Source organism: Nostoc sp. JL34 (assembly GCF_017114945.1).
Classification (GTDB): Bacteria; Cyanobacteriota; Cyanobacteriia; order Cyanobacteriales; family Nostocaceae; genus Nostoc.
On the sequence record NZ_JABXKQ010000108.1, the window covers coordinates 143,421 to 156,423 of the forward strand.

The 13,003-nt window shown below is 39.6% G+C and carries 17 protein-coding genes and 1 pseudogene; 16 read left to right on the plus strand and 2 right to left on the minus strand.

The genetic code is table 11. The features are described from left to right. Positions 1–25 precede the first annotated feature (25 nt). The 12 genes from HWQ44_RS19555 to HWQ44_RS19610 all read left to right on the plus strand — a co-directional run bounded on the left by HWQ44_RS19555 (position 26) and on the right by HWQ44_RS19610 (position 7,637). Positions 26–310, plus strand: coding sequence for a nitrogenase component 1 (locus tag HWQ44_RS19555; protein WP_334728035.1), 285 nt, complete (start codon positions 26–28; stop codon positions 308–310). A 193-nt stretch (positions 311–503) separates the two neighbouring features. Beyond that, positions 504–869: a Mo-dependent nitrogenase C-terminal domain-containing protein gene (locus HWQ44_RS19560; RefSeq protein WP_292721892.1), complete on the plus strand. Its 366-nt coding sequence runs from the start codon at positions 504–506 to the stop codon at positions 867–869. 134 nt (positions 870–1,003) lie between these two features. Continuing rightward, positions 1,004–2,386 carry a nitrogenase iron-molybdenum cofactor biosynthesis protein NifE gene (gene nifE, locus HWQ44_RS19565; RefSeq protein WP_292721937.1) on the plus strand — a complete coding sequence of 461 codons (1,383 nt, stop codon included), beginning with the start codon at positions 1,004–1,006 and terminating at the stop codon, positions 2,384–2,386. Further along, positions 2,386–3,723: a nitrogenase iron-molybdenum cofactor biosynthesis protein NifN gene (nifN, locus tag HWQ44_RS19570; RefSeq protein WP_292721894.1), complete on the plus strand. Its 1,338-nt coding sequence runs from the start codon at positions 2,386–2,388 to the stop codon at positions 3,721–3,723. The genes nifE and nifN overlap by 1 nt, the downstream gene beginning before the upstream one ends. Before the next feature lie 190 nt (positions 3,724–3,913). Next, positions 3,914–4,327 carry a nitrogen fixation protein NifX gene (nifX, locus tag HWQ44_RS19575; RefSeq protein WP_292721897.1) on the plus strand — a complete coding sequence of 138 codons (414 nt, stop codon included), beginning with the start codon at positions 3,914–3,916 and terminating at the stop codon, positions 4,325–4,327. Further along, positions 4,324–4,800, plus strand: a complete 477-nt coding sequence (locus tag HWQ44_RS19580; protein ID WP_292721899.1) for a NifX-associated nitrogen fixation protein — start codon at positions 4,324–4,326, stop codon at positions 4,798–4,800. Before nifX ends, HWQ44_RS19580 begins: the two co-directional genes overlap by 4 nt. A 101-nt stretch (positions 4,801–4,901) precedes the next feature. Next, the gene (locus tag HWQ44_RS19585) at positions 4,902–5,102 is read left to right on the plus strand and encodes a CCE_0567 family metalloprotein (protein WP_292721940.1); all 201 of its coding nucleotides are present in this window, start codon (positions 4,902–4,904) and stop codon (positions 5,100–5,102) included. Then, positions 5,099–5,416 carry a nitrogenase-stabilizing/protective protein NifW gene (gene nifW / locus HWQ44_RS19590; protein WP_292721902.1) on the plus strand — a complete coding sequence of 106 codons (318 nt, stop codon included), beginning with the start codon at positions 5,099–5,101 and terminating at the stop codon, positions 5,414–5,416. Before HWQ44_RS19585 ends, nifW begins: the two co-directional genes overlap by 4 nt. A 10-nt stretch (positions 5,417–5,426) precedes the next feature. Next, complete coding sequence (locus HWQ44_RS19595) at positions 5,427–6,230, plus strand: HesA/MoeB/ThiF family protein (RefSeq protein WP_292721904.1); 804 nt, start codon at positions 5,427–5,429, stop codon at positions 6,228–6,230. A gap of 146 nt (positions 6,231–6,376) precedes the next feature. Beyond that, positions 6,377–6,751 carry an iron-sulfur cluster assembly accessory protein gene (locus HWQ44_RS19600; protein WP_292721906.1) on the plus strand — a complete coding sequence of 125 codons (375 nt, stop codon included), beginning with the start codon at positions 6,377–6,379 and terminating at the stop codon, positions 6,749–6,751. A gap of 230 nt (positions 6,752–6,981) precedes the next feature. Continuing rightward, complete coding sequence (locus tag HWQ44_RS19605; RefSeq protein WP_292721908.1) at positions 6,982–7,281, plus strand: 2Fe-2S iron-sulfur cluster-binding protein; 300 nt, start codon at positions 6,982–6,984, stop codon at positions 7,279–7,281. A gap of 47 nt (positions 7,282–7,328) precedes the next feature. Next, positions 7,329–7,637 (plus strand): FeoA family protein, encoded by a 309-nt coding sequence (locus HWQ44_RS19610; RefSeq protein ID WP_334728005.1) that lies wholly within the window; start codon positions 7,329–7,331, stop codon positions 7,635–7,637. A 245-nt stretch (positions 7,638–7,882) separates the two neighbouring features. Here HWQ44_RS19610 and HWQ44_RS19615 read toward each other — a convergent pair whose 3' ends face one another. After that, on the minus strand, positions 7,883–8,092 hold the full coding sequence (locus tag HWQ44_RS19615) for a molybdopterin-binding protein (RefSeq protein ID WP_292721910.1): 210 nt from the start codon (positions 8,090–8,092) through the stop codon (positions 7,883–7,885). Between the two features lie 828 nt (positions 8,093–8,920). Here HWQ44_RS19615 and lysS point away from each other — a divergent pair. The 4 genes from lysS (at position 8,921) to HWQ44_RS19635 (ending at position 12,754) form a co-directional block, all read left to right on the plus strand. Then, entirely contained in the window at positions 8,921–10,060 is a 1,140-nt protein-coding gene (lysS, locus tag HWQ44_RS19620; RefSeq protein WP_292721912.1) for a homocitrate synthase, read from the plus strand. A gap of 563 nt (positions 10,061–10,623) precedes the next feature. Further along, complete coding sequence (locus HWQ44_RS19625) at positions 10,624–11,112, plus strand: ankyrin repeat domain-containing protein (RefSeq protein WP_292721915.1); 489 nt, start codon at positions 10,624–10,626, stop codon at positions 11,110–11,112. Then, positions 11,075–12,361 carry a SagB/ThcOx family dehydrogenase gene (locus tag HWQ44_RS19630; RefSeq protein ID WP_292721918.1) on the plus strand — a complete coding sequence of 429 codons (1,287 nt, stop codon included), beginning with the start codon at positions 11,075–11,077 and terminating at the stop codon, positions 12,359–12,361. The genes HWQ44_RS19625 and HWQ44_RS19630 overlap by 38 nt, the downstream gene beginning before the upstream one ends. 18 nt (positions 12,362–12,379) lie before the next feature. Further along, positions 12,380–12,754 (plus strand): hypothetical protein, encoded by a 375-nt coding sequence (locus HWQ44_RS19635; RefSeq protein ID WP_292721921.1) that lies wholly within the window; start codon positions 12,380–12,382, stop codon positions 12,752–12,754. A gap of 40 nt (positions 12,755–12,794) precedes the next feature. On the opposite strand, the pseudogene HWQ44_RS19640 reads toward HWQ44_RS19635, so the two are convergent. Continuing rightward, positions 12,795–13,003, minus strand: a pseudogene (locus HWQ44_RS19640) (hydrogenase maturation protease); the annotation flags it as partial.

A 13,003-nucleotide genomic window follows, 5' to 3' on the forward strand; every position in this document is an offset into this window, starting at 1 on the left:
ACCACACCATAGAAGCGTTAAATTAATTTTACTTGATAGCAAGCGCATTGGTTCTCTGATGTTCACCGAACCTGTAGACTTCCTTATTGGTAACACCTACGGTAAGTACCTGTGGCGCGACACCAAGACTCCCTTAGTGAGAATTGGCTATCCCATCATGGATCGTCACCACCTACACCGCTACTCCACCATTGGTTATGAAGGCGTGATCAACTTGCTCAACTGGGTTGTAAATACCCTGTTTGAAGAAATCGATCGCAACACCAACATTCCTTCTAAGACAGATATTTCCTACGACTTGATTCGTTAGAAATTGCGTAGAAACACAACGTGTTAATTAAGGGTAAAGAAGGGGAGTAGGGAATAGGGAATGGGGAATGGGGACTAGGAACTAGGGACTGGGAAAATACCCAACGCCCAATGCCAATGCCCAATGCCCAATACCCAATGCCCAATCCCCAACTTCCCTTTTTCTTTCTAGCATTTACCCAAGGGATTTATAAATGGAAACCATCAATCATACTCACGAACAAATTCACACTCACGAACACATTCACACTCATCCTCATCCTAATTACCATCCACCTAATCAGAAAAAACCAGGGTGGTTCCACAATCTTCTTAATCCGTTGCGCCGTGTAGTGGATGGAATTCAGGTTAAAAATAATCGCTTCGCTCATCTGATTTGCCAAACAATTCCTTGTTGTTGTCCCTTTGAGCGACAAATTAAATTATTTGGTAAGTCTATTGATATCCCACCACTATGTAAACTCAATCCTTTATATGACGAATTTGTAGGATTGCGTTTTCGCGCTCTATCTTACCTCGCTGATGTATGTGGAGAGGATGTCACAAAATACATTTGTTAATTATTGGGTATGGGGCATTAGTTATTGGTCATTAGTCATTGGTCATTCGTCATTAGTTATTAGTCATTAGTTGTTAGTTATTCAAAGGACAAATGACAAATGACAAAGGACAATTAACAATTAAGAGAAGAGAGATGAAAATCACCCAAGGTAAAATCAACGAACTGCTCACTGAGACAGGATGCGAGCATAATCAGCACAAACAATCCGAAAAGAAAAACAAGTCATGCGCTCAACAGGCACAACCTGGCGCGGCTCAAGGGGGCTGTGCCTTTGATGGTGCAATGATTTCCCTAGTTCCGATCGCAGATGCTGCTCATTTAGTCCACGGGCCGATCGCCTGTGCTGGTAATTCCTGGGGCAGTCGTGGTAGTCTTTCGTCTGGCCCTCTACTCTACAAAATGGGCTTTACCACTGACTTGGGTGAAAATGATGTCATCTTCGGTGGCGAAAAGAAGCTTTACAAAGCAATTTTGGAACTTCACGAGCGCTACCAACCAGCAGCAGTATTCGTCTACGCCACTTGCGTTACAGCCTTAATTGGCGATGATATGGATGCTGTTTGCAAAGCTGCGGCTGAGAAAATTGGTACTCCTGTTATTCCCGTCATTGCCCCAGGATTCATTGGCAGTAAAAATCTCGGCAACCGTTTCGGTGGTGAAGCTTTGTTGGAATATGTTGTCGGAACAGCAGAACCGGAACATACAACGCCCTATGATATTAACTTAATCGGTGAATACAACATCGCCGGTGAAATGTGGGGAGTAACACCACTGTTAGAGAAATTAGGCATCCGTATTTTGTCTAAAATTACGGGCGATGCTCGCTACGATGAAATTCGCTACGCCCACCGCGCCAAGCTCAACGTCATGATCTGCTCACGAGCGCTGCTCAATATGGCAAGAAAGATGGAGGAGCGTTACAACATCCCTTACATTGAAGAGTCTTTCTACGGCATCGATGATATGAATCGCTGTCTGCGAAACATCGCTGCTAAATTAGGCGATCCTGATTTACAGGAGCGCACAGAAAAGCTGATTGCAGAAGAAACGGCTGCTCTGGATTTGGCACTAGCTCCCTATCGCGCTCGACTCAAAGGTAAGCGAGTTGTGTTGTATACAGGTGGTGTTAAGAGTTGGTCGATTATTTCGGCTGCTAGGGACTTGGGCATTGAAGTTGTTGCTACTAGTACTCGCAAAAGTACTGAAGAAGATAAAGCCAAAATCAAGAAGTTGCTCGGCAACGATGGCATTATGTTGGAGAAAGGCAACGCTCAGGAATTGCTACAGGTAGTTAAAGACACTCGCGCAGATATGCTGATTGCTGGTGGTCGTAACCAATACACAGCTTTGAAAGCTCGAATTCCTTTCCTTGATATCAACCAAGAACGCCACCATCCTTATGCAGGTTATGTGGGAATGATTGAGATGGCGCGGGAACTGTACGAAGCTCTGTATAGCCCAATTTGGGAACAAATACGCAAACCGGCTCCTTGGGAAGAAGAGGAAGTAGTTTAATGGCGATCGTTACCGTTTCTAACAAAGCACTGACAGTTAATCCCCTCAAGCAAAGTCAAGCTTTGGGTGCAACCTTAGCCTTTTTGGGATTGAAAGGGACGATGCCCTTATTCCACGGTTCTCAAGGTTGTACTGCTTTCGCCAAAGTTGTCCTAGTGCGGCATTTCCGGGAAGCGATTCCCCTAGCTACCACAGCGATGACAGAAGTCACTACCATTTTGGGTGGCGAAGAGAATGTGGAGCAAGCAATTCTCACTCTGGTGGAAAAGGCTAACCCAGAAATTATTGGTTTATGTAGCACTGGGTTAACAGAAACTAGAGGAGATGACATCGAGGGTTTTCTAAAAGAAATCCGTGGTCGCCATCCAGAATTGAATGATTTAGCGATCGTTTTTGCACCTACCCCAGATTTTAAAGGTGCCCTGCAAGATGGTTTTGCTGTTGCTGTGGAAAGCATCGTTCAGGAAATTCCTCGCGCAGGTGGACTCAGAACTGAACAAGTCACTGTTTTAGCGGGTTCTGCCTTCACACCAGGGGATGTACAAGAAATCAAAGAGATAGTCACAGCCTTTGGACTAGTGCCGATCTTTGTACCTGACCTTGGTGCTTCCTTAGATGGACACTTAGAGGATAATTATAGTGCGGTTACAGTCAGTGGGACTACCTTAAAACAGCTACGAGAAGTAGGTAGTTCTGCCTTTACCCTGGCATTGGGTGAAAGTATGCGGGGGGCTGCCAAGATTCTCGAAGAACGCTTTGGTACACCTTATGAGGTGTTTAGCGAACTGACGGGATTAGAACCAGTAGATGAATTTATCCAAGCATTGGCGATTCTAAGTGGTAACAGCGTACCCGAAAAATACCGTCGCCAACGCCGTCAGTTGCAAGATGCGATGCTGGACACCCACTTTTACTTTGGTGCAAAACGAGTTTCCTTAGCGCTAGAACCAGATTTGCTGTGGTCAACAGTGCATTTCCTGCAATCGATGGGAGCGCAAATTCATGCGGCGGTGACAACTACGCGATCGCATCTCTTAGAAAAACTCCCGGTTAAAAGCATCACCATCGGCGATTTGGAAGACTTTGAGAGTCTAGCAGTCGGTTCTGATTTGCTGATTGGTAACTCCAATGTCGGTGCGATCGCAAAACGCCTCTCGATTCCTCTTTATCGTCTAGGATTGCCCATTTATGACCGCTTAGGTAATGGTCAATTTACCAAAGTTGGCTATCGAGGCACGATGGAAATTGTGTTTGGCATCGGCAACCTGTTTTTAGAGGCAGAAGAAGCGAGAGTTAAACAGTTCCAAGAGTTCGGAATTGTGAGCGCAGAGTTTTGAATTCACACTTGAAATTCAAAACAGTTCAGTTAAAAGTTGATCCTCCCTAACCCTCCTTAAAAATGAGGGAATTGAGAAAGCTTCAAATTAGCCCCCCTTTTTAAGGGGGGTTGGGGGGATCTTCCGAGGCTAAATATCACTAACTGAACCGTATTGCTTCAAATTCAAAACTTTAGAGAGGAGAATTACAATGAAAATAGCCTTCACGACGAGTGACCGAGTTCATATTAATGCTCACTTCGGATGGGCAAAAATGATTGATGTTTACGAAATTTCCGATGAGGGATATCACTTCGTAGAAACCCTCAATTTTGAAGGTGAACTCAAAGAAGATGGGAATGAAGACAAAATTAACCCAAAACTTGATGCGATCGTTGACTGTACGATTATTTATGTAACGGCAATTGGTGGTAGTGCCGCTGCTAGATTAATTAAGAAAGGTGTCACCCCAGTGAAGGCGCGATCGGAAGAAGAAGAAATTAGTGAAGTGCTAAACAAGCTAGTGAAAACCCTCAAAGGTAATCCTCCACCTTGGTTGCGTAAAGCTTTACAGCCAAAAACCACAAACTTTGCTGATGAAATTGAAGACGAAGCAACAGTATGACCGCAAATAATAGTGTTAACGGAACTGCTACAACTGAAGTCTTGAACTCGCCTTTCCTTAAGGTATTAATTAAACAAATCCGTGGTCAAGACAGTTATGGAGTTTATCGTAGTTGGTCGGATGAGTTGATTCTCAAACCCTTTATTGTCACCAAACTAAAGAAACGGGAAATCTCCGTTGAGGGTGAAGTTGATCCGATCACTCAAGCTCGGATTATGGCTTTTTTTCGAGCTGTAGCTGCTGGGATTGAACAAGAAACAGGTTTGATATCCCAGGTTGTAGTTGATTTGAGCCATGAAGGATTTGGTTGGGCGCTAGTTTTTTCTGGTCGTCTTTTGCTAGCTGTGAAAACCTTGCGAGATGCTCATCGCTTTGGCTTTGACTCGCTAGAGAAATTGGCAGAAGAGGGAGAAAACTACGTCAAAAAAGGCCTTGATTTGGCGAATCGCTTTCCGGAAGTTGGCAAAATTTAATTAGTCATTAGTCATTGGTCATTAGTAAAAGACAAATGACAAAGGACGTAGGTAGACGCGCCAGCGGCTTCCCGCAGGGTAGGACGAAGGACGAAAGACAAATGACAATTGAGGAACTACAGGGACAAATCAGACGGTTAAACAGCAAAGCAGGTCAGATGAAAATGGATCTGCATGATTTAGCTGAAGGTCTACCAACAGATTACACACAACTTATGGATGTTGCCGCTGCAACTTATGAAATCTATCGCCAGTTAGATGAACTTAAGCAACATCTGAAAAAAATGGAGAATGCTAAATGACTGGAACTATTGATCAATTCAAGCAGCTCGTAGATGCCGAAGAATTTTTTCAATTCTTTAATATGTCCTACGATTTAGAAGTTGTGAATGTAAATCGTCTACATATTCTGAAAAAGTTCTCTCAATACATGCAGGAAATTGATGATAATTCTCCTGGCTTGAGTCAAGAAGAAAAATTAAATCAATATTCTTTGGCTTTGCAAAAAGCCTATCAGGTATTTATCGAATCAACACCTCACGAACAAAAGCTGTTCAAAGTGTTTAACGACAAGCCGAAAAATGTAGTCACACTGACAGAAATCACTTCTGATTAGGAGGTATAAATTGGTTAACCTGACGCCTACCGAATTAGAACGCTATCGTCGCCAAATGATGCTTCCGAATTTTGGCGAAACAGCACAGAAGCGCCTGAAGTCAGCGACAGTTCTGGTTACAGGTGTGGGGGGATTAGGCGGTACGGCGGCGCTTTACCTAGCAGTAGCAGGCGTTGGGCGGCTAATCTTAGTCCGGGGTGGTGACTTGCGGCTAGATGATATGAATCGTCAGGTTCTCATGACTGATGATTGGGTAGGTAAGCCAAGGGTATTCAAAGCTAAAGAAACTCTGGATGCGATTAATCCTGATGTCCAAGTGGAAACTGTTCATGAGTACATCACCCCGGAAAATGTAGATTCGTTAGTGCAGTCTGCTGATATGGCTCTTGATTGCGCCCACAATTTTACAGAGCGCAATTTGTTAAATGAAGCCTGTGTGCGATCGCGTAAGCCAATGGTGGAAGCCGCAATGAATGGGATGGAGGCTTACCTGACAACGATTATTCCTGGTGTGACTCCTTGTTTATCTTGTCTGTTTCCAGAAAAGCCTGAGTGGGATCAGCGTGGCTTTTCAGTTCTAGGCGCTGTCTCTGGAACACTAGCTTGTTTAACAGCTTTGGAAGCTATCAAGCTGATCACCGGGTTTAGTCAGCCTCTATTGTCGCAATTGCTGACAATCGACCTAAATCGGATGGAATTTGCTAAACGCCGTTCTCACCGCGATCGCTCTTGTCCAGTATGCGGTAATAGTGCGCCTTGGAGACACGCACAATCCAATTCGATGGAAGCCACAGGGATTGCACAAAATACTTAATTTTCGTCATTAGTCATTGGTCATTAGTCATTAGTGAATAACAAAGGACAACTGACATAGACGCACCAGCGGCTTCCCGCAGGGTAGGACAAAGGACAACCCCACCTGAAATCAGAACAACTAATCGCTACAAATCAGGAGACCTGATGACCGTTACTTTATCAGAAAAAGCAGAATTTCATCTGCGGGCATTACTTCGAGGTTCCGCACCTGACGCTAATGGCGCAACTAAAGGTGTCCGCATCTCTGTAAAAAATGGTGGTTGCAATGGCCATGAATATGCAATGGATATCACCAGCAAGCCCCAACCAGATGATTTGGTAAGCCAGCAAGGCAAAGTGTTGGTTTACGTTGATGCCAAAAGTGCGTCGTTATTAGAAGGAATTGTGGTTGACTTCGTTGAGGGAGTGGTGGAAAGCGGTTTTAAGTTCACCAACCCCAATGCAACTGATAAATGCGGTGGTTGTGGAAAGTCCCTCAAAGCAGGCGACAGTAAGCCTAGTGGTGTACCTTGCAGCTAACATCATTCCGTTAGTGCCAAGTCTGATTGTAGAGGTTTCCCATAAACGCCTTCCGCAAAGTTTCAATGCCCTTGAGGTGGCTTCTGGTTCGCATTGCATCCCTTACCCCTATAGAGAAACTAGCTAAAGCGTAGCTTCTGCGTAAGAAGAAGGGAAGCAAAGAGTAGGATAGGTTGCTCAAAAACTTCGGAAATTAGACCAACTGTATAACGTTTGAGGAGAATCGGAAAATGGCTACGTACCAAGTTAGATTAATCAACAAAAAAGAAGAACTCGACACCACAATTGAAGTTGACGAAGAAACTACAATTTTGGACGCAGCGCACGATAACGATATTGACTTGCCCGCTTCTTGTCAAGCAGGTTCTTGCTCTAGTTGTGTTGGCAAGGTCGTTGAAGGTGAAATTAATCAAGAAGATCAAAACTTCTTAGATGACGAGCAGATTTCTAAAGGATTCGCTCTACTTTGTGTCACTTATCCTCGTTCTAATTGCACAATTAAAACACATCAAGAACCCTATCTTGTCTAAACTATTACTTTGGTTGCTGCCTTTAGCGACCAAATAAAAGATGAAGGATGAAGGATGAAAATATACTTCCTCCTTCCCTTCAAAATTCCAAATTTATAATTCCAATGTTTACCCATTTTAGTGTGACTGGCTGTTCATTAGAATTATTGAGAACGGGAGAGCGAGGAATCGTCACTTTCTGTAAAAGTCAGGATGAAACAATCTTAAACCAACTGATATCACTGGGAATAACATCAGGAACTACTATCACTTTAAAACAACACTTACCCTCTTTCATTATCAAAATTGAAAACACAGATTTAGCACTAGATATAGAAAGTATTCATGCCATCTATGTTCGTATTCTTGATAATTAAATTAATTTTGATGTATAGCCTTACTTAATCATTTGTAAAAAATAATATTCCCAAATTATTAAATTAAGTCGGTAATCTATAATCTTTAATTATCACAAATCAAAGATAATTACTATAATATACTCTTGACCTCACTCCTTTTATTTGATAAAGAATTCTAGGAGTGAGGTCACTAATTTATAGATTTGAAGGCAATTTGATATCAGAAATCGAGTGGCTTGCAAGAGAAGCCAAATTGTCTATTTTTAATCAACAGCAACTATCACATCTGATGATTTAATTACGGCATGAGCCTGCTTGCCTTCTACAAGTCCTAGCTTTTCTGCTGATGATTTTGTGATGATTGACACTAGCTCTACTCCTGGTGCTATCTCTAAAGTTATCTCAGTATTAACTGAACCAGGCACAACTTTTGTTACAGTACCTTTGAGAGAATTACGAGCGCTAATTTCCATGTTTTTATTCGCCAAGTTTATCTACTGATACTTTAGTAAGCTAGCAAGTTTTAATTTTAAAACTGGTTTCTTTTAAGATATCTTAATAATTTTAAAATAATTCTCATTTATCTAAGAGCGATATTTCTATTTGACGATTATTACATTACAAGAATGTGTGGTTATTTGCTGTAAAACTCAGGATAAAAAAATAATATCAATTTAATATGGAGATTATTTTATGTATAAACACCGAGACATAAATAATATTTTTTACTTATTTTAGCTTAGTTGCATATCAATCCACAAAAAGCCATGTCTATGTTGATTTTCGATAGTTTACGTGGCAAAAATGATATTTGCTATGCAGTGACTGCTTCAAAAATGCCAATTTTGTAATGTTGAATGCACCGAATAGGGTAGTTTTAAAAGGCTTATAGAACGTAATAATCTTTTTGATAAAATCGCTAATCAAGAGTTAGGAAATAATAGGAAAATTATCCCAGGGGCAATGATAAACTTTGCAAGCTTTGGTGTGCCAAACGCTTCTATATATTTTACTCTTAAAGAATAAAAATAAATATTAGAACTTGTAAAAAAACGAGTTGTTACAGGTGTAGAATTGCTGGATAAATTAAAATATTTGTGAGAAAGAGTCAGAGCTATGATTCGGTTCCTACTAAACAGATTTTAGAAGCAATGGGGACAAGCGATCGCTCTCTTATATATTGATACTATAGCCAGTCCCCAACAGTCAGCTAAAGCAATTATTTCTCGACTATGCAAATATGTTGATATTAAAACTACTAAGTAAGTATTGCTAGTAATAATTAACACAAGGAGAATTCAATGTCGCTATCTGAATTTGCAATTGTAGAAAGCACTCTCCGTGAAGGCGAACAATTTATCAAAGCTAATTTCTCTTCAGATGATAAAGTCGAAATTGCTGAGGCGCTTGCTGCATTTGGAGTAGAATATATAGAATTAACTTCACCCATTGCTTCACCTCAATCTAGGCAAGACTGTGAAAGATTGGCTCGGTTAGGCTTGCCATCCAAAATATTAACTCACATCCGCTGCCACTTAGAAGATGCCAAAGTGGCTTTAGCCACAGGCGTTGCTGGAATTAATTTAACTATAGGTAGTTCTTCTTTGATGCGTCAGTTCAGTCATGGCAAAAATATTAATCAAATTATTGATTTAGTATCTGAAGTTTTAACTTTTATTCATCAGCAAGCCCCCGATATTGAGTTACGGTTTTCTGCTGAGGATTCATCACGCACTTCCACAGAAGATTTAATCACAATTTACTCAGCAGTTGAAAAATTAGGAGTTATTAAACGCATAGGAATTGCCGATACTGTAGGAATTAGTACCCCAATGCAAGTATTTGAATTAGTGAAGACTTTGCGTCAATTCACTAATTTAGATATTGAGTTTCACGGTCATAATGATACAGAATGCGCCAATGCTAACAGTTATACAGCATTAGAAGCGGGAGCAACTCATATTGACACTTGTGTTCTGGGAATTGGTGAACGCAATGGTATTACCTCACTCGCCGGATTCATCGCTAGGTTGTATGCTACAAATCCAGAGCAGATTAAATCTAAATATCGCTTAGAAGAACTGGCTTACCTGCATGAATTAGTTGCAAGAAAAGTTGGAATTTCTATTCCTTTTAATCATTGTATTTTTGGTGAGAGTGCTTTTAGTCATAAAGCTGGCATTCATACTAAAGCTATGCTCAATAACTCGGAGACTTATGAAGCTATTAATCCCCGGAGTTTTGGTGTAACGCGCTCCATTTTAATCAATCATAAATTGGCTGGTAAACAGGCGGTTAATCACCGAGCTAATGAATTAGGACTTTCCTTTAATTTGTCTCAGCTTAAAGATATTACTGAGCAGCTTAAAACTTTAGCTGACAAACAAAGTCTTACCATCGAAGATGTAGACAACATCTTATATTCTTATCATTGCCGGTAAATTTAAAAATATACGCACTTACTGCCTAGATCCCCGATTTCTTGAAGAAGTCGGGGATCTAAATCTATCTACCTACATACAAGCGAGTTTACTCCATAACTTGTGCGATCGCTCATCAAAAAATTTTCCACGCACTTTGTGGCTATTTCATGTATGACGCATGTTTAATTAGTCTATCTTATGAAATAAAAATGTAATAATTACTGCTTTTTCAGCCTTCTTCAAGCTTTTTTAAGAAAAATCTCTGGAAATCATCATAAATGATTAATAATTTAAACTTATACAAGTGATAATATATATGTAATTAGGTGAATTCAATTAAATATAAAACGGCTATAGCTACACCATCTTTTAATTATTTATTTCAACAATTGTTATAAGTCTTAATCTAGTTATATTTATCTTAAATTTAAAGGTTTAATATGCCTTAAATGGGGATGCATAACGCTATGTCTATCTTAGCAAATTTCCTATTGGGAAAATTTAAATACTACATTTTTAGCTCGACGTAGCTGAATTTTTAAGAATGAATTGGGAATTTTATAGGAGATAGAGGAATATTTATGAATTGGACAAGTAAACAAGATTTGAGTGAAGCAACAAGCCAATGGCTAATAGCAAATGGCTATAATCCTGGGGATTTAAATCAGTCAGGTGAAAATGGGGATACAGCTTTGATGAAAGCTACAAGAGAAGGAGTTTATGCAGTTGTAAAAGAACTAATTTATGCAGGTGCAGATATCAATGCTAAAAATAGCGATCACAACAATGCTTTGTGGTTTGCATGTTTTGGTAATCACTACGATTTAATTAATTTGCTGCTTGCTGTCAACATTAACATCGACAACCAAAATGATAATGGTGCAACTGTTTTAATGTATGCAGCATCAGCCGGAAAGACAGAAGTCGTCAAGTTACTTTTACAACATCATCCTAATTTATATTTAAAAAACTTAGACGACTATAAAGCGATAGATTTTGCTAGCAATATAGAAGTTTTAAGGATAATTAAAAATGCCATCAAGTCAGATATCGGGAAAAGCCTATCATGAAGCTACCAAGCATTCTTACCTATCGGTACAACTTAATCCAAATTATGTAGATGCTTCAACACAACCATTTTCATTTAAAGTTTATCCAAAATTTTATCGGAGGGTGAAATTAAATCTCAATAATCCTGTTCATTCTTTTATCTTATTAACCAGTACAATAACACTCGAAAAAGTGTATAAAGACGGCCCTTATAAACTACGGGTGAATCCGTCAGCAGGCGCTCTATATCCTACGGAAGTTTACGTACAAGTTCGCGGAATTGAGGGAATCGTAGATGGTATCTACCATCTAGAAGTTGAGAATAATTGTCTAACTCTTATATATGAATTAATTGATGATGGGTTAGAGAGTTATATTATACCAGGTAAAAGTATCAACGGATTCATCTTTTTAATTAGTTGTGTTTATTATAGGTCTAGCTGGAAATATCAAAATAGAAGCATGAGATATTGCTTATTAGATAGCGGACACCATTTAGGTGCGATCGCAGCTTCAGCTTTTCTCCACAACCGAGATATACAACTAATTTTCGACTTTGATAAATTCGCTCTCAATTCAGATTTGGGATTTGAGAATAAAGAATTTATCACTACTTGTGCGGTATCAGGAGAAGTAGAAGACAAGAAAATCAGACGCTTAAGACTGAAAATTCCTTTTGTCTGCGGTACTGATTATTTTGAATCCAATCAATTTATTGAAGATACCTATCAAGCAACTAGTCTACAAAAGAGTCGCCAGCAGAAATTAGAGTATCCTCAATTTGACTTTGACAAGGATAAATTTTCTCAAACTGTTTGGGATAGACGTTCTATTAGACGTTTCCGGAAAGAGTCTATTTCTCAAGAAGATTATTTATATATAATGCAGCAACTTCAGCAGCCAATACCGACAGAAAATTATGAGGAAATAGAAATTTACTCAGTGGTGCATCGAGTAAATGGAATGACACCTGGGTTATATAAAGGTACACATCTGATTAAAACAGGTAATTTTAGTGAAAAGACAGGTTACTTATGTATTAATCAGGCTATTGCTAAAGATGGCGCTGTAACTTTATTTTTAGTGTCAGATTATTTAAATTATCAAACTGCTATGCAAATAGCTGGTTTTCTCGGACAGAGACTTTATTTAACTAGTAATTATTTGGGAATTCAGTGTAGTGGAATTGGTGCTTATTATGATGACGAAACCCAAGAATTATTAGAAACAAATAAAGATGTACTTTATGGAATGGTAATTGGAATATAAGTAGGAAGCTAAACAGAGATGGCTAGAAAGATGTATTACTTAAATGGTGATGACTCACATCCAATGCAACCGACATCGGCAGATATTATACTGCGGCAACAACTAGAGGATTCTATTAGCAGATACTTTTATGATGCTTGCGATCGCACGATTCAAAATCTTCTATCTAATTGTCGATGGTATGTCACAACCCATGCCAATGCTCTGACATTGGTAATTGAATGTCCCGATCAAGTTAGTAATTGGCGTATTTTACAACAAATTGTGCCAATGGGAACATTACTATACGGAATTGTCAGCAGTGCTAAAATCCGTGTTTGTCCGCCAGAGAGTCAAGGCATACCTTTTGAAATGAGGGTAGATGAACTTTCTGTTTATCGGGATTGGGCGTGATTCAATGTTAGATTTTGGACTTTGGATTTTGGATTATTAACTAAAAGTCGAAATTCTGTCTGATAAGTGCAGTTATTTCTTCAAAAACCAAATCGGCAGAATGTTTAATAATAGGACTTAACTCCAGTCCAAAACCAAGATTTGCCGCCTCAATTAAATAAACTGTCACCTCTTCGGGAAAGTCATTTTGAAATATTTTCCGTCCGGCGGCTAAAGCATTATCCCAACGAAAATCGTGCAAGTTATAAC